The 21,764-nt window shown below is 61.9% G+C and carries 16 protein-coding genes and 1 rRNA gene; 2 read left to right on the top strand and 15 right to left on the bottom strand.

Annotation, left to right across the window (positions count from 1 at the left end):
* Window positions 1-146 precede the first annotated feature (146 nt).
* The 4 genes from GCT19_RS36485 to GCT19_RS36470 form a co-directional block, all read right to left on the bottom strand.
* Window positions 147-1,319 carry an NAD(P)/FAD-dependent oxidoreductase gene (locus tag GCT19_RS36485; RefSeq protein WP_018435939.1) on the bottom strand — a complete coding sequence of 391 codons (1,173 nt, stop codon included), beginning with the start codon at window positions 1,317-1,319 and terminating at the stop codon, window positions 147-149.
* A 109-nt stretch (window positions 1,320-1,428) separates the two neighbouring features.
* Complete coding sequence (amaB, locus tag GCT19_RS36480; protein ID WP_152854625.1) at window positions 1,429-2,928, bottom strand: L-piperidine-6-carboxylate dehydrogenase; 1,500 nt, start codon at window positions 2,926-2,928, stop codon at window positions 1,429-1,431.
* A gap of 171 nt (window positions 2,929-3,099) precedes the next feature.
* A complete protein-coding gene (locus GCT19_RS36475; protein ID WP_152854624.1) occupies window positions 3,100-4,011 on the bottom strand; it encodes a LysR family transcriptional regulator in 912 nt (303 codons plus the stop codon).
* 115 nt (window positions 4,012-4,126) lie between these two features.
* Entirely contained in the window at window positions 4,127-5,509 is a 1,383-nt protein-coding gene (locus GCT19_RS36470; protein WP_152854623.1) for an MFS transporter, read from the bottom strand.
* A 479-nt stretch (window positions 5,510-5,988) separates the two neighbouring features.
* Here GCT19_RS36470 and GCT19_RS36465 point away from each other — a divergent pair, with 479 nt between their 5' ends.
* Window positions 5,989-7,275, top strand: coding sequence for a sensor domain-containing diguanylate cyclase (locus GCT19_RS36465; RefSeq protein ID WP_152854622.1), 1,287 nt, complete (start codon window positions 5,989-5,991; stop codon window positions 7,273-7,275).
* 28 nt (window positions 7,276-7,303) lie between these two features.
* Here the strand turns inward: GCT19_RS36465 and GCT19_RS36460 are convergent, their stop codons facing one another.
* The 9 genes from GCT19_RS36460 to norR form a co-directional block, all read right to left on the bottom strand.
* The gene (locus tag GCT19_RS36460; RefSeq protein ID WP_152854621.1) at window positions 7,304-8,218 is read right to left on the bottom strand and encodes a LysR family transcriptional regulator; all 915 of its coding nucleotides are present in this window, start codon (window positions 8,216-8,218) and stop codon (window positions 7,304-7,306) included.
* Window positions 8,219-8,284: 66 nt separating this feature from the next.
* Complete coding sequence (locus tag GCT19_RS36455) at window positions 8,285-9,553, bottom strand: MFS transporter (RefSeq protein WP_321576928.1); 1,269 nt, start codon at window positions 9,551-9,553, stop codon at window positions 8,285-8,287.
* 78 nt (window positions 9,554-9,631) lie between these two features.
* Complete coding sequence (locus GCT19_RS36450; protein WP_152854619.1) at window positions 9,632-11,251, bottom strand: glycoside hydrolase family 43 protein; 1,620 nt, start codon at window positions 11,249-11,251, stop codon at window positions 9,632-9,634.
* Between the two features lie 225 nt (window positions 11,252-11,476).
* Window positions 11,477-12,295 (bottom strand): HpcH/HpaI aldolase/citrate lyase family protein, encoded by an 819-nt coding sequence (locus GCT19_RS36445; RefSeq protein WP_152854618.1) that lies wholly within the window; start codon window positions 12,293-12,295, stop codon window positions 11,477-11,479.
* Complete coding sequence (locus GCT19_RS36440; RefSeq protein WP_152854617.1) at window positions 12,292-13,680, bottom strand: MmgE/PrpD family protein; 1,389 nt, start codon at window positions 13,678-13,680, stop codon at window positions 12,292-12,294. The genes GCT19_RS36445 and GCT19_RS36440 overlap by 4 nt, the downstream gene beginning before the upstream one ends.
* A gap of 108 nt (window positions 13,681-13,788) precedes the next feature.
* The gene (locus GCT19_RS36435) at window positions 13,789-14,967 is read right to left on the bottom strand and encodes a CaiB/BaiF CoA transferase family protein (protein WP_152854616.1); all 1,179 of its coding nucleotides are present in this window, start codon (window positions 14,965-14,967) and stop codon (window positions 13,789-13,791) included.
* A gap of 16 nt (window positions 14,968-14,983) precedes the next feature.
* Entirely contained in the window at window positions 14,984-16,147 is a 1,164-nt protein-coding gene (locus GCT19_RS36430; protein ID WP_152854615.1) for an acyl-CoA dehydrogenase family protein, read from the bottom strand.
* A 19-nt stretch (window positions 16,148-16,166) separates the two neighbouring features.
* A complete protein-coding gene (locus GCT19_RS36425) occupies window positions 16,167-17,009 on the bottom strand; it encodes an FAS1-like dehydratase domain-containing protein (RefSeq protein WP_152854614.1) in 843 nt (280 codons plus the stop codon).
* 225 nt (window positions 17,010-17,234) lie between these two features.
* On the bottom strand, window positions 17,235-18,830 hold the full coding sequence (gene norR / locus GCT19_RS36420) for a nitric oxide reductase transcriptional regulator NorR (protein WP_152854613.1): 1,596 nt from the start codon (window positions 18,828-18,830) through the stop codon (window positions 17,235-17,237).
* Window positions 18,831-18,968: 138 nt separating this feature from the next.
* On the opposite strand from norR, the gene hmpA reads away from it, so the two are divergent.
* Window positions 18,969-20,150: an NO-inducible flavohemoprotein gene (gene hmpA, locus GCT19_RS36415; protein ID WP_152854612.1), complete on the top strand. Its 1,182-nt coding sequence runs from the start codon at window positions 18,969-18,971 to the stop codon at window positions 20,148-20,150.
* A gap of 133 nt (window positions 20,151-20,283) precedes the next feature.
* Here hmpA and GCT19_RS36410 read toward each other — a convergent pair whose 3' ends face one another.
* Together GCT19_RS36410 and rrf are read right to left on the bottom strand one after the other, a co-directional pair.
* Entirely contained in the window at window positions 20,284-21,321 is a 1,038-nt protein-coding gene (locus GCT19_RS36410) for a transporter (protein ID WP_152854611.1), read from the bottom strand.
* Between the two features lie 200 nt (window positions 21,322-21,521).
* Window positions 21,522-21,635 (bottom strand): 5S ribosomal RNA (gene rrf / locus GCT19_RS36405).
* Window positions 21,636-21,764 lie beyond the last annotated feature (129 nt).

Below are 21,764 nucleotides of genomic sequence, written 5' to 3'. Positions count from 1 at the left end.
CGCCTGCCTTTCGCGTGAAATCGATTGGGATGTCGAGGACGATCGGCGTCGATTGTGGTCATCGGCGGGATCTGCGGCAAACGATATCTATGCACTACCTATTGCGTTTTCCGCATGACCCCGCAGCGGGCCATACAGGGAGCTAGCTACACCACGTTCTTCTCGATGATCGGCCGGTTTTCAAGCACACGTGCGAAGCTCAGTGAACCGAGATCGAGCGTTGCATAGCGGCCATGCAGAATCAATTCGCTGATGCCGCGTCCGGTTGCCGGGCCTTGCTGTAGACCGTGGCCGCTGAAGCCGTTCGCGAAGATGCAGTTATCGACGTCCGGATGATGGCCAATAATCGCGTTCTGATCGAGCACGTTGTATTCGTAATAACCGGACCAGCAGTTCTGCACGCGCAGCGCCTCGAATTGCGGCACGCGATTCGCGAGCGTCGGCCAGATCACGTCGTCGAATAGCGCGTGATCGACTTCGTCGAGCGGTAGATCGTCGGGGTCGTTATCGGCCGATGGCGACGTGCCGCAGATATACGAATTGCCTTCGGGCCGGAAGTACACGCCACTCGGATCGATCAACAGCGGACAGCGTTCGAGCCTTGCCGGCGACGTGACGTTGAAGATACTGCGCCGCCGTGCATAGACCGGCAGGTCGATGCCGATCATCTGCGCGACCTTGCGCGACCATGCGCCGGCCGCGTTGACGACGACGTCGCAAGCATAGGTCTCGCCGTCCGCGGTTCGTACCTGCGTGACGCGCTTGCCGTCGCGATGCAGCGCGGTGACGTCGGCCGCGACATAGCGCGCGCCGAGCGCCTGTGCTTTCTTGCGCAGCGCCTGCACGAGACCATAGCCGTCGAACCAGCCCTCACCGCTTTCGCCGTAAGCGCCGGCCACGAGGTCGTCGGTATTGAGCCAGGGGAAGCGCGTTTGCAAGCCATGCGTGTCGAGCAGGCTGATATCCGCGCCGAGGCTTCTTTGCAGCGCGTGATTCTCGCGCAGCGTCGCTTCACCGGCCGATGTCGCGAGAAACAGGTAGCCGCCTTCGTGCAGATCGATCGACGGTCGCGTGCCGTCGACTTCGAGCCGCTCGCCGATCGAGCGCAGAAACTCGATGCCGAACAGCGACATCTGAATGGAAAGCGGCGTAGAAAACTGCTGCCGGATCGACGCCGCCGACAAGGCCGACGACGAACGCGCATAGGTCGGATCGCGTTCGATCACCGTGACGCCGACTGTCGGATCGGACAGCCGCAAAAAATACGCAATCGAACTGCCGATCACCCCACCGCCGACGATCACGACTTTCGAACTCACGTCTTACTCCACGGGTAACGGGCCGCTCCGGGAACGCCGGGCGGCAAACGAATTGCTGTCTGCAACGCGCGGCTGTGGCGCGCCTGACGGCGACGCCACACTGCGCGCCTCAGTCGAGATTGAAGTCGATACCCTGCGCAAGCGGCAGCGCCGTCGAGTAGTTCACGGTGTTGGTTGCGCGACGCATGTACGCCTTCCACGCATCCGAACCCGACTCACGCCCGCCGCCCGTTTCCTTCTCGCCGCCAAACGCGCCGCCGATCTCCGCGCCGCTCGGTCCGATGTTGACGTTCGCGATGCCGCAGTCGCTGCCCGACGCGGACAGGAAGCGCTCCGCTTCGCGCAGGTCGCTCGTGAACACGCACGACGACAGACCATGATGCGCGGCATTGTTCGCCTCGACCGCATCGGCGAACTCGGCATAGCGCAGCACGTACAGAATCGGCGCGAAGGTTTCCTTCAGCACGACCGGCGTTTGCGACGGCATCTCGACGATGGCCGGACGCACGTAGTAGCCGCCCTCATAACCCTTCACTTCGACGCGCTCGCCGCCGAACACCTTGCCGCCCTCGGCCTTCGCCTGCTGCAGCGCTTCCTGCATGCGGTCGAACGATTGACGGTCGATCAGCGGCCCCATCAGCGTGCCCTTTTCGAGCGGATTGCCGATCGGCACGCGGCTATACAGCTGCTTCAGACGCTCGACGGTCTTTTCGTACACGCTGTCGTGCACGAACAGACGCCGCAGCGTCGTGCAGCGCTGACCGGCCGTGCCGACCGCCGAGAACAGGATGCCGCGCATCGCGAGTTCATGGTCGGCCGTCTGCGCGACGATGCCCGCGTTGTTGCCGCCGAGTTCGAGCAGCGAGCGGCCGAAGCGCTTCGCCACTTCGACGCCGACCTTGCGGCCCATTTCCGTGCTGCCCGTCGCGCTGACAATCGACGCGCGCGGATCGGCTACGAGCTTTTCGCCGACGTCGCGGCCGCCGATGATCAACGCGGCGAGGCCAGCCGGCGCGTCGCCGAATTCCTTCAGCGCGTCTTCGAAAATCTTGTTCACCGCGAGCGCCGACAGCGGCGTCTTTTCCGACGGCTTCCAGATCACCGCGTTGCCGCACACCAGCGCGAGCGCCGCATTCCACGACCACACCGCCACCGGGAAATTGAACGCGGAGATCACGACGCAGGTGCCGAGCGGATGCCACGACTCCGCCATCCGATGCCCCGGGCGCTCGGACGCGATCGTCAAGCCGTACAACTGGCGCGACAGACCGACCGCGAAATCGCAGATGTCGATCATTTCCTGCACTTCGCCCATGCCTTCCTGCAGGATCTTGCCGGTCTCCAGCGAGACGAGGCTGCCGAGCGCGTGCTTCTGTTCGCGCAGTCGAATTCCAAGCAGCCGCACCAGCTCGCCGCGGCGCGGCGCCGGCACGTTGCGCCACACGGCGAACGCGTCTTTGGCACGGGCGAGAGCCGCGTCGACCTCAGCCTCCGTCTGGCTGGCCACACGGCCGATGAGCTCGCCGGTGATCGGCGAATGAACCGCGATATCGCCGGCTTGCGCGGCTTGGGCAATGCCGAGATCGGCGAGGATGGTGGACGCGTCCATGTGAACCCCTTTAATTTCCGATGCGAAACAAGAGTAAGTTCGGAAACTATACACGCGGGTTTTTGTGGCGGCAAGCAGAAGCCTGGGGAGTGAACTACCGGTTGACAAAAGGCGGCGCTGTTTCCAGAAGGAAACTTAGTCAGACTTCGGGCGGGTGCGCAAGCCCGCGCGTCAAGCGTCAGTCGCGCCGTCCCCCTCCGCCGCCGCCATCAATCGGTCTACCAGCACACGTGCGAACGGCGGCAAGTCTTTCAGACTGCGCACGCAGATCTTCAGCTTACGCTCGGCCCACGGATCGTTCAGCCCGACGATCGCGATCTGCATCGTTTTTCGGTGCCGCAGCGCGACCGACTCCGGCACGATGCCGATTCCCACACCCGCCTCGATCATCCGGCACGCGGCCTCGAAGTTGCCGACCTGGATGCGAAGTTTGAGACGCGCGCCGAGCGCATCCGCAGCGCTCATGATGAATGCGTGGATCGCGCTCGACGTCGGCAGGCTCACGAAGTTCGCGTTCAGCACCTGCGAGAAATCGACCGACGCCTGCCTCGCGAACGGATGCTCGCACGACGTCACGAGCACGAGCCGATCGTCGCGATACGGCAGCATCTGCAGATGCTCGGCATGCACATTGCCCGCGACGATGCCGATATCCGTCGCGCTGTCGGCGACGCCCTTGACGATCTCGCCGCTCAGCACTTCGCGCAGATCGATGTTCACGTCCGGGTGATCGCGCAGAAAACGGCTCAGCACGGCCGGCAGGAACTCGCTGATCGCGGTCGTGTTGGCCCAGATGCGCACGTGGCCCTTGATGCCGTCGCCGTACTCCTGCATATCGCCGGCCAGATGCTCGACGCGTTCGAGCACGAGCCGCGCGTGATGCACGAAGGCCTCGCCCGCGGGTGTCGGCGTCACGCCCTGGCTGGTTCGATAGAGCAGCTTGACGCCGAGCTGCTCCTCGAGATTCTTGACCCGGTTGCTGGCAGCCGGCGCCGACAGGTGCGAACGCTCCGCCGCACGCGCGAGGTTGCGCGTGTCGGCGATGTGCAGGAGTAGGCGTAAATCGACGAAATCGAAGTGCATGATGAAAGCTGCTAGCAAAGCAAGGGCAGGACAGACTTTCATCTTAACCAGGTGCGGTGAAAATTTAGCCGGGGAAAGATCCGAATCGACGGCCCCCCCTTCATGCGCGTACGGCCTAAGCCGACTCTTGCATGATCTCCGCTTGCGGTATCAGCTCGGCATCGGGCGAAATCTCTTCGAGCGTCTGCTGACTCGTTTCGATGCGCAGCGCGAGAATCGCGACGCTCAGCAACAACAGCACGCCACCGACCATCGTCAGCACGCCTGTCACGCCGAACTGCGTGTAGAGCAGCAGCGCGACATACGGTGTCGACATCGACGCTGCGCGGCCGCACGTGCCGGCCACGCCGGTACCGCGCAAGCGATGCGCGGTCGGAAACAGCTCGGGGATATAGCCGAACAGGCCGAGCGTGCAGACGGTGTAGATCGTCGTGACGAGCGCGAAGCCGACGACCGCAATCGGCACCGGCGCGCGCATCTGTACGTAGACGAAGCCGAGCACGATCGTTGCGAGCGAGAACAGCACGATGCCGTTGCGTCGCCCGAGGCGGTCCGTCACGAGATAACCGACCACGGCGCCGGCCGGCGCGCCGAACGACATCAGCAGCACGAAGCCGAGCGACTGCACGATGGTCAGGCCTTCCTTGACGAAGAATGTCGGCAGCCACGCGACGAAACCGTACAGCGACATGTTGATCGCCATGCAGGTCAGCGCGGCGACCAGCGTGCGGCCGATCATGCCGCGCGCGAACAACGCCGAGAACGGCGCGGCCGGCACCTCGTGACTGACCACGCGCGCGACCGGCGGCAGCTTGCCGACGCGCGCCTCGACCTGTCGCTCGATCGCCGCGACGGTAGCCTCCGCCTCTTCGAGCCGGCCAACCGTTTCGAGCCAGCGCGGCGACTCCGGCATCCGATGCCGCAGGAACCACACGATCATCGCGCCGACGCCCGCGATCGCGAACATGTAGCGCCAGCCGAGATGTGGAATCACCCAATAGCCGACCGCGGTCGCGCCGAGCAGACCGGAGTTGATGATCAGCGCGAGCAACGCGGTCCAGCGGCCACGCGTGGCTGGTGGCACGAATTCGCATAGCGTGCCGGCGGCGACCACGAGTTCGGCGCCGAGGCCGATACCCATGATGAAGCGCAGCAGGATCAGCCAGTAGATGTCCGGCGCGAAGCAGGCGGCGAGCGATGCGAGGCCGAAGATCGCGAGATTGGCTTGATACGAATAGCGCCGGCCGAAGCGGTCGCCGAGATAGCCCGAAAGGCCCGCGCCGATCATCATGCCCATGAAGGTCGCCGAGATGAAGAACGAGCCGAGGCGCAGATCGGTGAAGCCGGTTTTGACCATCGCCGCGAGCGCGCCGTTGGCGAGATAGATGTCGAAGGCGTCGAGGAAAGCGCCCGCGCCGATCAGGCCCAGGATGTTCCAGTGGAAGCGGCTGATCGGCAGACGGTCGAGGCGTGCGCCGGAGTTGATAGGGGCTGGCAAATTGTGTCTCCTGTCTTTTTGGGCGGGGCACGGGCGAGAGGCTCGCGTGCGCGGAACAGTTCTGCGAGGCTGCCTTCGTTGGATGCGGCCGGCTCGGGGCAGAGCGCTGAACGGCCGTAGTTGGATCTTGCGGGCCGCTTGCTTCAAGAGTGCGACAGGCGACGTGGGGTGGGAATTGGGTTTTTTGGAGGTGAGTGTTCCGGTTTGATTAAGGGAACGGAAAAGAAGCGATTTGCATACCTGAAAGGCTGCCGAGCGTCCGAGTCTGGTTCTCCAATTTCCAGGAATAAATTCTTCCCAAAAATCGGACTACGGCCTACTCTGTCGATGTACTGCCTCCGGATGTTGGCCGGCCATGCCCATTTCCAAAGCGGCCCGATATCGAGATTCGGAGCCGGTCGCACCGGATGAATTGGATATAGACGCGCAAGCTGCTCAGGAGAACATACCGGGCATTCAGGTAAATCCTCGGAGGCAGAATGGTTGATGACTGGTCCTGCACGATGCGGACGATCGTCGACGAAATCGCCGCAAGCGTCGCGATCATCGGGCGCGATGAGAGGGGGCAGCTATTGGTTTCCGCCTGCAACGACCAATTCATGCAAATGACGGGCGGCAAGCGCAACAGCATCAAATCGTTCCCGGCGTCATTCGACACGCTGATACCCAACTACGCACGAACCGAATTCCGTCAGAAGCTCAGCGAATGCTTTGAATCGGGCGTCGCCCGCGAACTCGAGCAAGCTTATGACCTGAGAGACGGAACCCACTGGTGGCGTCTGTCATTGAAGCCGCTGCGGCACAACAGAGGCGCGAACTCGGTGATCGAAATCATGGTGACGGGTCTCGAGATCACCGCAAAGATGGAGTTGATGCACGAGCTGGAAGTCAGCACGTCGCGTTTCCGCTCGGTGGTGGATGCCGCCTATGACGCGATCATTACGATCGATCAGCAGCACTGCATCACTCTGTTCAATCGCGCTGCAGAAAATCTTTTCGGCTATTCGGCCGAGGAGATGGTGGGGCACCCCATCACGGAACTGCTGCCCGAGCGTTATCGCGCCAATCACTCCCAATACGTACATCAATTCGCCCGCTCGCCGGTGCGCTCACGGCAAATGGACGAGCGCAACCGCGTCTATGGGCTGCATCGCGACGGCTCGCTGCTGCCCGTCGAAATTGCGATCTCGAAGATCAATGTGGGCGGCCTGATCGAATTCACCGCCGTGATTCGCGACATCGCCGATCGTGTTCAATTGATGGATCTGCTCCAGAAGCAGGCCGTGACCGACGAGCTGACCGGCCTGCCCAACCGAAGGGAATTCGCGGACACGGTCGCGAACCTGCTGGCGTCGGACAGCAAGCTTTCGATCTTTCTCCTCGATATCGATTACTTCAAGAAGATCAACGACAGTTTCGGACACGACATCGGCGACGAAGTGCTGCGCGTGATGGCCAAAGTCGTCATGAGCGCCGATTGGCGCATCGGCGTGTTTGCGCGCTGGGGCGGCGAGGAGTTCGTCGCCGCGCTGCCGGGCCTCGATATCGAACAGGCGACGAGCGTGGCCGAAAACTTGCGCCAGACGATCGAGCAGCAGAACTTCGAGCATCCGTGGCGGCTCGGCAAACCGATTCCGTTTACGGTCAGCATCGGCGTGACCGAGCGCCAACCTGGTGAGAATGACGTCGGCGCCATCGTCAAGCGCGCGGACCTGGCGTTGTATCGCGCCAAGGACGGCGGCCGGAACCGTGTAGAGGTTGGTTAATGCAGGCCGTTTGTGTAACGGTCACTCACTAGTGGGCGTTTGCCAACTCGGCGACGAAGTCCAGAAAGGCGCGCGTCTTCGCCGGAATGTGATGGCGTGACGGGTAGCAGGCGTACAGGGGATAGCGCTCGTCAGGCCAGTCGGGAAAGAGGTTGATCAGCCGCCCTTCGGCAATCAGGTGCTCGGCACCGAACAGAAGCATCTGTGCGATCCCGGAGCCAGCGAGGCACGCGTTCAGTAGCGCGCCAGGGTCGTTCACCGTCAATCGTCCCCGCGGCGCAATCACAACGTGCTTGCGTTTGCGATGGAATTCCCAGGGAAACGGCTTGCCTGTCTCCGAGTTGCGGAATTCCAGGCATCGGTGGCTCGGGCCTTCGAGGTCTTCCGGCTTTGCCGGGCGCCCACGTCGTGCAATGTACGACGGTGCGGCAACTGTGACCACGGCCGTGTCGAGCAGCTTGCGTGCGACGAGAGTCGACGTCCTCGGCTCGCCGAACCGCAGCGCGAGATCAAAGCCCTCGAGAACGAGATCGCCGAGATGGTCGCGCGCGATGAACTCGATTTCGAGCTCGGGATGCGCATCCATGAACTGATCGAGTCGTTGGCCGAGTATCGCCCGGTAACACACCGGATCGAGGTTGACCCGCAACCTTCCCCGCACCGCCGATGCGCCGCCAGCCGCGGCCACGGCGGCCTCCTCCAAGCCTGCGAGGTGCGGCATGACCTGCTCGTAAAAACGGCGGCCCTCGTCCGTCAGGGATACGGACCGTGTAGTTCGATTGAACAGCCGGATCTTCAATCTCTTTTCCAGCCTTGCAATCGCCCGGCTCACGCCGGGCGGCGACATTCCGATTACTTCCGACGCAGCCGCGAACGTACCGGCGTCGACTACCGCCGCAAACACGCTAATCCCGCTCGAAAAATTTTCGATCCTCGATTTCATGGTCGCGCGAATCAAAGCAGGTGAACTGAGCCGGCATTATCGCCGGCCCAAGCCCCGTCGCGCCATTTATCCGGCTGCCTGGTTCTGCGCGGCCACTTCTCTACCATCAGCCTGAGTGACAGTGTCACTGCGATCCGTCCTCGTATTGATGAACCATGCGGAAACCGAAGCCAGCAAGAAGCAGCCGACGAAAAGGTGGAACACGACATTGAAGTCGTTATTCGTCCTGGTCAGGATGTAACCGACGATCAGCGGAGAAAGAAATCCTGCCAGTTGACCCGCTGCATTGACAAAGCCGATTGCCGACCCGACGACCTTGTTCGGCAGCGCGACGTTCGGGATCGTGTACAAAGAACAGCCGGCCATGGTCGAGAAGAAATAGCCGATCGTCTGATAGAACACCGCCGTTTCCGCGGTCTCCGCATGGGCCGTCAGATAGGCAAAGATGGCGGCCACGACACACCCGAGGACGACCAGCAGTTCGCGACGATTGCGGAAGAACTTGTCGGAGAGAAAGCCCGTGATGCAATAGGCAATCGTGCCGACCAGAAATGGCACCGACGCCATAATGCCCATTCTGGCCGTCGAAAGGCCGCGCGCTTTCAGCAGATACGTCGGGAACCAGCTCATGATGCCCCACGAGGCGATGCTGAATACGAACAAGGTGACAAAGCACCACCAGACCAGCGGCGTTTTCACCAGTCCAGCAAAATCCGCCTTGCCGGCGGAGCCAGACTGAGCCTTTTCGCTGGTGCCTATTTCCTCTAATTCGATATTCGAAACGTGCTTGCTATCCCTCGGACTGTTTCTGATGTAGATCCAGCCGAAAATCGCCATTGCGATACCGGGGATAAACAGACTCGTGAAAATCGCGCGCCATCCCCACGCGGCCATCACGGCCGCCACGAACAGCGGCGCCAGTGCGGGTCCCAACGCATTCGTGGTCATCATCAGCCCGGTCGCCCGGCCCAATTCACGCTTCGGGAACCATGCCGACAGTGCCTTGAACGCGGCCGGAGGAAAGAGCGCTTCGCCGACGCCGAATGCGATCCGCACCACCAGCATCAAGCCAAGCGAATTGCACAGCCCGGTAAGCGCGGTGAAAATCGTCCACCACGTGATGCCGATCGTCGTCATCAGTCGCGGGCCGAATCTGTCTGCAAGCAGACCGGCTGGAATCTGACATAGCGCGTAGCTGAAGAAGAACGCACTGAGGATTCCTCCCATCTCCATCGCCGACAGATGAAACTCGGACGCAATAAATGGAATAGCCGCTGCCATGATCATTCTGTCCATGTAACAGAGCAGATAAATCGCGAACAGAATCAGCAGCACGAGATAGCGATGTCTCCAATGAAAGCGCATGAGGTCTTCCTTATTATCAAGCGACAGCGGTGAAGCGAAATTCGAGTTCTAGCCGGTCAGTTGGCGATATGAGAACGACTTGAAGTCGGCGGGCTCGCGAAAGCCGAGCATGTCGTTGACGGTGATACCCGCGAAAGCTCCTGTGAAGCCGATTGGGGTCGCATATTCGTCGCTCAGTTTCGTGAAATCCATTTCCAGTCCGAGGTCCTTCCAGTCACCCTGCGTCAAGCGATAGAAGAAGCGCAGTTTCGCGTCCACGACGCGAATTCGCAGGTCGATGCCGGTGGACTCGGGCAGCGTCGCCAGTCGATTGCTGTAGGCGAAGCTGCCGGCATCCATTTCCATGTAGGACAGGATTTTCGTGCCGTCGTCGTCGCGCGTGACGAACAGGTAGTAGAAGGTGTTTTCGTCGTAACGCGCCATGAGCCCAGCCATGTGCAGATATGACTTCGGCGAAAATTCCAGCGCCGTTTCGACTTCGAACTGCCAGTCGCGGATGCGACAGGCCAGCATGCTTTGATGGAAGCGCGAAGTCGGTGACTCTTGCCCCCTTATCCGCAGATAGCCCGGACGATCGTGAAGATTGCACCAGTCGTCGCTAATGGGAGTGCGCAGACTCTGCAGTTCCAGCGGCAGAGCGGCACATTGTCCAAAATCGATCGCCCAACTGCTGTCGAGCCTTTGTTCGATATCCGAGTCGATCGCGAAAGTTTCGGCGGGAACCACCCCGCCAGTGGCGAGACGAGGCCAGTCGGCATGCCATTCGATCGGCGCGATGCAGGTCTCACGTCCTAGCGGCGAGCGCTTCGTTTGCGCGTCGATTGGTCTCGATCCGAGGTACGTCATGTACCACTGGCCGTTCGGACCCTCGACCAGATTACCGTGGCCGGTCCGCTGGATGCGTCCATTCGCGTCGCGCGACGTGAGCATCGGCGTGTCAGGATGAAGCTCGTATGGACCGAAGATATCGCGGGACCTTGATACACACGTTGCATGCGTATAGCCTGTGCCGCCCTCCGCCGTGATCAGGTAGTACCAGTCCCCCTTCTTCAGCAAATGGGGAGCCTCGTATATCTGACATTTCATGAAGTAATCGGTCTTCAGGTTGGCGCCTTTGTAGATGACGCGCTCTTCACCGATCAGCTTTTCCTCCTGTACCGAGTATTCCCGCAGAACGATTCCGACGAAAAGATCTTCGTAGATTCCTCTGAAGTCGCGCCGGATATAAGCGAGCCACTTTTTGCCGGATTCGTCGTGGAACAGGGACGGATCGTATCCACCGGACACGAGATGCACCGGCTCCGACCAGGGTCCAGTGATGTCCGGCGCGGTCACGAGGTAGTTGTGCATGTCGCGCAGCGGGGAGATTTTCTGCTCGCCTTTCCATGCCTTGGTGTCGGTATAGACGAGCCAGTAAAGACCGTCGTGATAGGACAAGGCTGGTGCCCATATGCCTCCGGACGGCTGCTCTCCGATCAGGTTCAATTGCGATAACCTGTCCAGAGGCGTGGCCTTGAGTTCCCAGTTGACGAAGTCTTTCGATTCGTAAATGAGAACGCCCGGATACCATTCAAACGTTGAAACCGCGATATACCACGCATCCTTGCCACGGCATACGCAAGGGTCCGGATTAAAGCCGCGCAGAACTGGATTTTGAATAGTACTCATCGGGAGGGTATTTACCTGACGTGCTGAAAGGAACGGGACTTCTCTTCTTTTCCGGCGGATTTTGTTACCGATAACAATTCAATCTAGCATGCGATCTGCTAACTATTCAAGTGCGATGATGGAAGGGTATTCCCTTGGGTGAGATGCTTACTGGTACATCGTCCGAATGACCGACAGGCGATGTATAGGAATCCCTGCTATGAAGGCACGACGAAAACCACATTGTCAGAAGCCTTCGGAATTGCCCAAAACTCTCCGCGCCCGCAGGATCACCGGCATATCGACCATCCGCCCATCCACCGCAACCGCGGCGCCGTGGTTCGCCTCGACAGCAGAAAGCACCCGTCGCGCCCACTCCACCTCGGTGTCGCTCCATGTATATGCACGGTGCACCGCCTCGATCTGCTTCGGATGAATGCAGAGCTTGCCGCCGAAACCAAACCGCCGCCCGCGCCGTGCATCGGCTTGCACCGCATCAGCATCGGTAATGGTCGTCGACACGCCATCCACTGGCGCACCGATGCCAGCCAGCCTCGACGCAAGCACGATCTGCGAGCGAAACAAATGCAACTCCTCGCCATCCCCATCTATGCCGAGATCGACCTGAAAATCCAGCGTACCGAACACGATACGCATCACGCGCGGCGCGCTACACAACTCGGCAAGATTCGCGAACCCGCGCGCAGTCTCGATAATCGGCAGTACGCTCAACGCCGGATGCGCGTTCGCCAGCACCGCACAGATCTGTTCGCGCGTCTCGGCCTTCGGCAGCACGATTCCCGCGACGCCACTCTGCCCAACGAGCGCCGCAACGTCATCTGGAAACCATTGCGTATCCGAGCCATTGATACGCACCCACGCGGCCCGCGACGCGTTGGCCGATACCGCGGCCACCACCGCCGCGCGCGCCGGCACCTTCTGATCCGGCTGCACCGCGTCTTCCAGATCGAGAATCACCGCATCTGCGCCGGCCGCATAGGCCTTGTCGAACCGCTCAGGCCGATTGCCAGGCACGAACAGATATGACCGGGGCAGCGCGCTCATGCCGCCACCGTCGTGCGCGAAGTTGCATCGAATAGCGGGCCAATCTGCGTCTCCTCTGCGACACGCCACGCGCGGCGAAGCAGTTGCGCCGCCTCCTCGTCACTAGCTGCACCCGAGAATGCCGCCAGCCGATGCAGCTTCGTCGCAATCTCGCCGCGCGACAACGTGTTCCCCGGATCGCCCTTCGGCTCATCGACACGCCCGTCGAACACGCGACCGTCGGTCGTGGTCACCGTGACCTTGCCTATCCAGCGCGCGGGATAGGCGGCGTCGACTTCAGCATCGAGCGTCATCGTGACCTTGTCGCGAAACACAACGATCTCGTTCGCGTCGAAACCCTGCTCGAATTCGGTCACGCCCGCATAGCCGTGATGCGCGACGAGCCCGAGCACCGTGCCCATGTTGAACTTGGCCTGATGCACGGTACGCGGCGCGATCACAGGACCGAGCACATCGATCGCGCCTTGATGCACGTGCGCGACGACCTTCGCGATGTCGCACGGCGCGAGACGATGCGCCTGCACCACAGCGAGCAGCGCATCGGCGGCCGGATGCGTATGGCGGCACGCCGCGTGATACTTGAACGACGTCTCCGCCGTCGCCCAGCGGCTGCCGAGCCGATCGACGAGGCGCGCCGGATCGGCATCGCTCGACATGCCCGCGGCCATGCCCTGCGCGCCTTCGAGGATATGCGTCGCGCCCTTGAAGCCGTCGGCGGCGAGTTGCGCGGCCATCAGGCCGTTCGCGGCGGCCATTGCAGTGTGCAGTTGCTTCGAGTCGGCAGCATCGCGCAGAAATTCCCACAAGCCGCTCGCCTGTGTGCCCGCCGAGCCGAACGCGTCGAGCATCTGCGACGGCGACAAACCCAGCAAACGTCCTGCAGTTGCCGCCGCCGCGAGCGTGCCGACCGTGCCCGTCGTGTGAAACACCTTGTAGTGCGAGCGCCCGAGAAATTCGCCGATGCGAATGCCGACCTCGTAGCCCGCCACGGCCGCCGCGATGAAGTCGCGCCCCGACGCTCGCTTTGCCTGTGCCAACGCAAGCGCGGCCGGAAACACCACGGTCGCCGGATGAAACACCGAGCCATTGTGCACGTCGTCTTGTTCGGCGAAATGCGATGCCGCGCCGTTGATCATCGCGGCGAAGTACGGCGTGGTGCGGCCGCGATCGATCAGCACCTCGCAGAGGCCCTCGTTCGTCGCACCGGCCGCCGCGCGCGCGAACCGGGCGATCGTCTCGACCGGGCGAGCGCCTTTGCCGGCCAGCGCCGAGCCGAGCCAATCGACGTACAGGTTGACGGTCCGCTCGACGACCTCATGCGGGATGCTGTCGAAGTCGAGTTGCGCGGCAAAAGTGGCAAGCGTGAGACTGGGATGGTCGTTCATGAGTGTCGTGCGCCGTGTTATGCCAGGTTACATTGAGTTCGCTCGAAAATCCGGCTCGTCATCCCGCATCACCTGCGTGCCGGCGCGAAGCGATACAGGCTTACTGCATCAGATCGTGCCGGCCGCGCGCAGCGCGTCGATACGGGCATTGTCGTAGCCAAGCTCACGCAAAATTGTTTCGGTATGTTGACCAAGCGTGGGTACAGGGTCCATCCGAGGCTCGATGTCGGAAGGCAAACCCGGAGGACGCAATGCCGGTATCGCGCCCGCTGCCGTGCCGACTTCCTGCCAGCGCTCGCGCGCCTTCAATTGCGGATGTGCCCACACGTCCGCGAGCGTATTCATCTGCGCGTTCGCAATGCCCGCCTGATCGAGTCGCTCGATCACCTGCGCGGCGCTCAGCTTTGCGAACGCCGCGACGATCACCTCGCGCAATGCATTGCGCGCCGCGGTGCGTTTCGAGTTCGATGCGAAGCGTTCGTCGCTTGCTAGCTCAGGTTGTTCGAGCACGCGCTCGCAGAACAGCTTCCACTCGCGTTCGTTCTGCAGGCCAAGCATGACCGTCTTGCCGTCGCCTGCGGGAAACGGTCCGTACGGATAGATCGTTGCATGCGCGGCGCCCGCGAGCGCGGGCTGCGACTGACCGTCGATTGCGTAGTAGAGCGGATAACCCATCCACTCGACCATGCTCTCGAGCATCGACACGTCGATACGGCAACCGCGCCCGGTGCGTCCCCGCTGCAACAGCGCGCTCAGGATATTCGAATACGCGTACATGCCTGCCGCGATATCCGCGATCGAACAGCCCGCCTTCGCCGGCGCGCCGGGCGAGCCGGTGATAGACAGAAAGCCGGACTCGCTTTGAATCAGGAGGTCGTACGCCTTCTTGTCGCGATACGGACCGTCCGCGCCGTAGCCGGAAATATCGCAGACGATCAGCTTCGGATACTTCTGGCTCAGCGTGTCGTAGCCGAGGCCGAGCCGTTCGGCAGCACCTGGCGCGAGGTTCTGCACGAGCACGTCGGCATCGGCAACCAATGCATCGAGAATCTCCGCCGCCGCGGGTTGCTTCAGGTCGAGCGAAAGACTTTCTTTCGAGCGATTGGTCCACACAAAGTGCGACGACAGTCCATGCACACGTTCGTCATAGCCGCGCGCAAAATCGCCGACGCCGGGCCGTTCGATCTTGATCACGCGCGCGCCGAGATCGGCCAGTTGACGCGTGCAGAACGGTGCGGCGATCGCGTGTTCGAGCGTAATGACCTTGATACCGTCGAGTGGTCTCATGATGTCCGCCAGCGGGTCAGAATGAACGCGGCAGCCCGAGGATATGCTCGGCCACGTACGAGAGAATCAGATTGGTCGAAATCGGCGCGACCTGATACAGACGCGTTTCCCGAAACTTGCGCTCGACGTCGTATTCGCACGCGAAGCCAAACCCGCCGTGGAATTGCAGGCACGCATTGGCCGCTTCCCACGACGCATCCGCCGCGAGCAGCTTGGCCATGTTCGCTTGCGCGCCGCACGGTTGATGCGCGTCGAAACGACGTGCCGCTTCGAAGCGCATCAGGCTCGCTGCCTCGACGTTGATGAACGAGCGCGCGATCGGAAACTGCACGCCCTGGTTCTGTCCGATCGGCCGGCCGAACACGACGCGCTCCTTCGCGTACTCGGTGACTTTATCCACGAACCAGTAACCGTCGCCGATGCATTCCGCGGCGATCAGCGTGCGCTCCGCGTTGAGGCCATCGAGAATGTATTTGAAGCCTTGTCCTTCTTCGCCGATCAGATTCTCGGCCGGGATTTCGAGGTTGTCGAAAAAGAGCTCGTTGGTCTCGTGATTGACCATGTTCAGAATCGGCTGCACGGTCAGGCCATGACCGATCGCTTCGCGCAGATCGACGATGAAGATCGACATGCCCTCTGATTTTTTCTTCACGTCCGCGAGCGGTGTGGTGCGCGCGAGCAGGATCATCAGGTCCGAGTGCTGCACGCGCGAGATCCACACCTTCTGACCGTTGATCACGTAACGGTCACCGCGCCGTTCGGCGGTAGTCTTGATTCTCGTCGTATCGGTGCCAGTGCTCGGCTCGGTCACGCCCATCGATTGCAGACGCAAGTCGCCGTTCGCGATCTTCGGCAGATACTTGCGCTTCTGTTCTTCCGAACCATGGCGCAGCAACGTGCCCATGTTGTACATCTGCCCGTGGCACGCGCCCGAGTTGCCGCCCGCACGATTGATCTCTTCCATGATCACCGACGCTTCCGTGAGCCCAAGCCCCGAGCCGCCGAATTCCTGCGGGATCAGCGCGGCGAGCCAGCCGGCCTTCGTCAGCGCATCGACGAACTCTTCCGGATAGTCGCGCGCCTCGTCGATCTTGCGAAAGTACTCGCCGGAAAACTGCTGACACAGATCGCGCACGGCCTCTCGAATGTCCTGGAACGAATCGTGTTGCATGGTTTGCATAGTCGAGTCTCGTGGAAATTCAGGCGAGCGCGGCGGTCGCGCGCATGGTCAGATAACCTTCGTGGTCCTTCGCCCACAGGTCGAGGGTCTTGCCGTCGGCCGCGGGCTTGCCGCATACCGTGAACGGCTGATCCGCGAACGTGGGACGAAGCGCGCGAAACGCAAAGCTTTGCAGCGCCGCTTGCGGCAGTTCGCGGCGCACGAGATCGACGAGCAGCGTCGCGATCAGCGGACCATGCACGACGAGGCCCGGATAGCCTTCGACTTGCGTGACATAGGGATGGTCGTAATGAATGCGATGGCCGTTGAAAGTCAGCGCCGAGTAGCGGAACAGCATCACGGCGTCGGCGTCGATCGTGCGTCGCCACGTTTCGCCCTCGGGCGCGGGCGCCGGCTGTTGCGGCCGGGCCCCCTGCTGCGGCGCGTCGCGATAGACGATGTCGTGCTCCTCTTCGAGCTTCAACTCACCATCGACTTCGATCGTGTGTTGCACAGTGACGAACACGAGACGGCCCGAGCGGCCGGTCTTGTCCTCGATATTGGCGATCGTCGACGTGCGCCGCGCGTGCTCACCGATCTCCAGCGGCGCATGAAACGTGAGCCGGCCGCCAGCCCACATGCGGCGCGGCAGTGGCACGGGCGGCAGAAAACCGCCACGCTTCGGATGTCCGTCGGGACCCACTTCGGAGAGCGGCGCGACCGGCAGAAAGTACAGCCAGTGCCACAACGGCGGCACGGTGTTGCCGCTTTCTTCGCGATCGAGCGTGGCGGCGAGCGCCGCTAACGGAAACGCGGTGATGTCGTCTTCGGCCACCGCCTGCTTGTTGAGCCAATCGTCGAGCTTCTGTGGGGCAGCGGACATGGCGGAGTCTCCTGGTTTAGTGTGTTGGTCCTCGTTAGGGCCCACTATGACCGACGCGCTGTGTGCCGCGAAGTTCGATTTTCCGAAGCGGGCCTTTGGTTTTGATTAAGACGTTAGGCCCAGCGCGAAGCGATGACAATCTGTTTTCAGCGCGATCAGAGATTCGATGAGACCCGACCTGATTGCTTTACCGAGTTGCGCTGCGGTGCTCCTTCACCTGCCCGCTTATTTGAGCCCGAGTCGTTTCGCCAGCCGATTCAGATTCGCCCGGTCCAGCCTCAGCTCGCGCGCGACCGCCGCCCAGTTGTGCCTGTTGCGGACCAGCGCTTCGAGAACGAGATTGCGTTCGAACTCGGTGACCGCGCTGCGAAAGTCTTTCGTCTCGCTTTCCTCGCTCTGCGTGGCCGTTTGATTGGCTTCATGATCCTGTGCGTCGGACAACCCGAAGTCCGCGGCGGTCAACGTCAGAATCCGGCGGCGCTCACGACTGGCCGCCAACGCCTTCAGCGCACTGCGTCCGATCAGATGCTCGAGTTCGCGCACATTGCCGGGCCATGAGTAGCGCAGCAACGCGGCCTGCGCGTCAGCCGCAAGACGCAGACTCAGCAAACCGAGCCGCGAGCGATTGTCTTCGAGGAAGAAGCCCGTCAGCAGCAGCACGTCACGGCCACGCTCGCGCAACGGCGGAACGCGCAGCGGATATACGCTGAGACGATGATAGAGGTCGGCGCGAAAGCGGCCCGCGCGCACTTCTTCGGCGAGATCGCGATTGGTCGCGGCGATCAGCCGCACGTCGACTCTGTGTTCGTGGTCCGAGCCGATGCGCTGCAACTGGCCGTTCTGCAGCACGCGCAACAGCTTCGCCTGCACCGCGAGCGGCAACTCACCGACTTCGTCGAGGAAAATGGTCCCGCCGTCGGCGAGTTCGAACTTGCCGCGCCGATCCGCCGACGCTCCCGAAAACGCGCCGCGCACGTGCCCGAACAACTCGCTTTCGACGAGCGTATCGGGCAACGCGGCGCAGTTCAGGCTGATCAGCGGCTTGTTCGCGCGCGGCGACAGCGCGTGAATCGCGTTCGCGACCAGTTCCTTGCCGACGCCGGTCTCGCCGGTGACGAGCACGGTCAGATCGCTGGCGGCCACCACCTCGATCTCCTTCACCATGCGGCGATGCGCGTCGCTGCTGCCGATCAGCTCGCGCCGGCTCTCGCTGCTCGCCAGCCGATAAGCTTCCGCGCGACGCTGCGCCTCCTCGCCATTGCGCGCCAACGCGTCGATGCGTTCGACGACGCTGACGGTCGCGGCCGCGAGGCCGAGAAATGCCTGCAGCGAAGCCATGTCGAGTGTGTCGAAGCGCGCCGGGTCGAGTGCGTCGAGCGTCAGCAACCCCCAAGGCTCGCCGCGGATGAACAGCGGGCACCCCAGGCAGTCGTGCACCTCGAGGTGCCCGGCCGCCATGCCTTGCACGAGGCCATCGTAGGGATCGGGCAGATCGGAGTCAGCCGCGAAGCGCGTCGGCCCCGGCTGGGCCAACAGCGCCTGAAAGCGCGGATGCTCGGCGACGCGAAAACGCCGCCCGAGCGTATCGCTGCTCAAGCCGTCGATCGCGAGCGGCACCAGCGTATCGCCTTCGAGGCGTAGCAATGCGGCCGCGTCGCCAGGAAACAGCGAGCGCAGCGCGCTGAGCAGACGTCGATAACGCTCGCGCTCGGACAGCTCGCGCGACAGGTCGAGAATCAGCGGGGTAAGAACGTCGAGGACCGCCTCCGTAGTCAGATCGACTACTGGTTGAGTCTTTTCGACTAGGGTCGAATGAACCATGGTGTTTGCCAGATCGTTGATCTAAATGCATTTTATACCTGGCACGATTCGTGGATAGTAGAGGCAGTCTGCCGAAACCGGCTGTGACACTCGCTGATAGACAGACGCTCACACAGACTCTCATCAGGAATTAAAAATATGCTATCCGCCGAACACCGCGCCATTATCACAGCAACCGTGCCGCTCCTGGAAAGCGGCGGCGAGGCGCTCACCTCGCACTTCTACCGCGTGATGCTTAGCGAGCACCCCGAAGTGCGCCCGATCTTCAATCAATCCCATCAGGCGAGCGGCTCGCAGGCGCGTGCGCTGGCCAACGGCGTGGTGATGTACGCACGCCACATCGATCAGCTCGAGCAACTGGGCGGGCTCGTCGCGCAGGTGATCAACAAGCACGTGTCGCTGAACGTGCAGCCTGAGCACTATCCGATCGTCGGCAAGTGCCTGCTGCGCGCGATTCGTGAAGTACTCGGCGCGGACGTCGCAACCGACGCCGTGATCGAAGCGTGGGCCGCCGCGTATCAGCAACTCGCGGATTTGTTGATCGGACTCGAAGAGAAAATCTACGCGGAAAGCGCAGCAGCGCCCGGCGGCTGGCGCGGCACGCGGCTGTTCCGCGTCGCGCGCAAAGTGCGTGAAAGCGACGAGATCACGTCGTTCTATCTGCGTCCCGATGACGGCGGCGAATTGCTCGCATTCAAGCCGGGGCAGTACATTGGCGTGCGTCTGGTGATCGACGGCGAAGAAGTGCGTCGCAACTATTCGCTGTCAGCAATGAGCGATGGCCGCGAATATCGCATCAGCGTGAAACACGAACCGAATGGAATCGTGTCGACGTATCTGCACGAGCAGATGAAGGAAAACGACACGCTCGAACTGTTCGCGCCGGCCGGCGAATTTACGCTGCAACCTGGCGACAAGCCGTTGGTGCTGATCAGCGGCGGCGTCGGTATCACGCCGACGATGGCGATGCTGCAAGCCGCGCTGAAGACCAATCGTCCGGTGCATTTCATTCACGCGGCCCGTCACGGTGGCGTGCATGCATTCCGAGGCGCAATCGATGCATTGGCCGCGCGCCATCCGCAATTGAAGCGCTTCTATTGCTACGAGCAGCGCCGTGATGGCGACGCCGACGCGCACGCAGTCGGCTACGTCGACGAAGCGAATCTGAAGAAGTGGCTGCCGGAAACGCGCGATGTCGACGTGTATTTCCTCGGGCCCATCGCGTTCATGAAGGCGATCAAGAAATGCCTGAAGGCGATCGGCGTGCCGGAATCGCAGAGCCGTTATGAGTTCTTTGGGCCCGCTGCCGCGCTCGAATAACGCACCGGAGTAATCGACGAGGACTTGCCCTCTTCGAATCGCTGAGAAGCGTATTCGAAGACGGGCATGTTCTGGTTTCAATCGCGCCGGTGGGTTTGGCCTCGTAAGAAGCGGGCCAAATCTGCGGCGCGTTCTAGCGCTCCCTTCTGCGCCGAAATGCCCACCAGCCTGTCAGCCCGGTAAAGCCGGCGACCAGCAGCACCATCACCCAAAATCCATGCTTGTTCTCGGCGAGCGGAATGCCACCGACGTTCATGCCGAAGAAGCCAGCGACGATATTGATCGGCATCGCCAGCACGGTGACGAGCGTCAGTGTGAAGAGCGTGCGGTTGTTCTGCTCCTCGAGACGCGAGGTGATTTCTTCCTGCAGCAATCTGACCCGCTCGATCAATCCGGCCACGTCCGAAAGCACGACCGAGAACTCCTCCGTCGATTCACGCAGATCCTGCACGTCTTCCACATGAAGCCAGCGAGGCGGCCTCGCCAGCAAGCGGAAAATCGCGCCCGGTTCGGGCGCCAGCATCCGTTGCAGGCGTGTCAGCGTGCGACGCATCGCGCCGAGGTCGAGGCGGTTTTGCGTCGGCCGTTGCGACAGAAAACGGTCCTCGATTCGATCGACGTCGGCACTGGTTCGGCGGACGATCTGCACGAGCAGGTCGGCCTGGTCGCGCATCAGATGCACGAGCAACTCGGCAGGTGACCTGAATACTTCCCCTTGCCGTACCGACGCGCGCAAACGGTCGACCGAGCGCAGCGGCTTCAGCCGCGCGGTGACGATGAGCCGCCTGGTTGCGCAGATCCACAGCGTCGCGATTTCGGAGGGGATGAATTCGAGGTTGAACATGACATCGTTGACGACCGCGCGCAGTGCGCCGTCCGCATGCTCGATTCGCGTCGAATGCGAGCCTTCGCGCAAGGCATCGAAAAACGTGTCGGGCAGATCGAGTTGCGTGCGCATCCAGCGCTCGCTCGCGCTATGCGCGAGATTGAAATGAAGCCATAGAAACTCGCTGGTGTCCTTTGCATCGGCATCGTCCCCACGCTCGCGGAACCAGTCGATGACTTCATCCGCGTCGATCGGCCGTCCGGCGAGCGTCGGCGAAAACCGGAAACCGCAGACCATACCCGACGAATCCGCGCCGTAGGTTTGCAATGCCAGATCTGATCTCATAGGTCGTTCAATGCCGGCGCTTCCGAAAGGAATACGTGAGCATAGCGCGAACGATTGAAAGAGAGTTGACGCGCGCACTTTCCGGCGTCGTATTGTCGAATTGTGGCGGCTGGATTGTCACGGGAACGTCATCTCTGCCGATGACGGCCGTGTAAACGCAAAAACCCCACCGCTGGGGTGGGGTTTCTGGCTTTGGGGGAGCCTGACGATTACCTACTTTCACACGGGCAATCCGCACTATCATCGGCGTGGAGTCGTTTCACGGTCCTGTTCGGGATGGGAAGGGGTGGGACCGACTCGCTATGGTCATCAGGCATGACGGGTCGCTGCGTCGCTCTGAGGTTGGGGTCAACCGGGCGCCACAGCCAATCGGGAAGAAGCGTAAAGGATTCGTGTGTGGGGCTGTGTTGTTTCTGGCACAACACCGATCTCAACCGGCATGT

The sequence above is a fragment of the Paraburkholderia atlantica genome, from assembly GCF_009362785.1.
Lineage (GTDB): Bacteria > Pseudomonadota > Gammaproteobacteria > Burkholderiales > Burkholderiaceae > Paraburkholderia > Paraburkholderia atlantica.
This window is presented reverse-complemented; position numbering and strand designations above follow the sequence as displayed.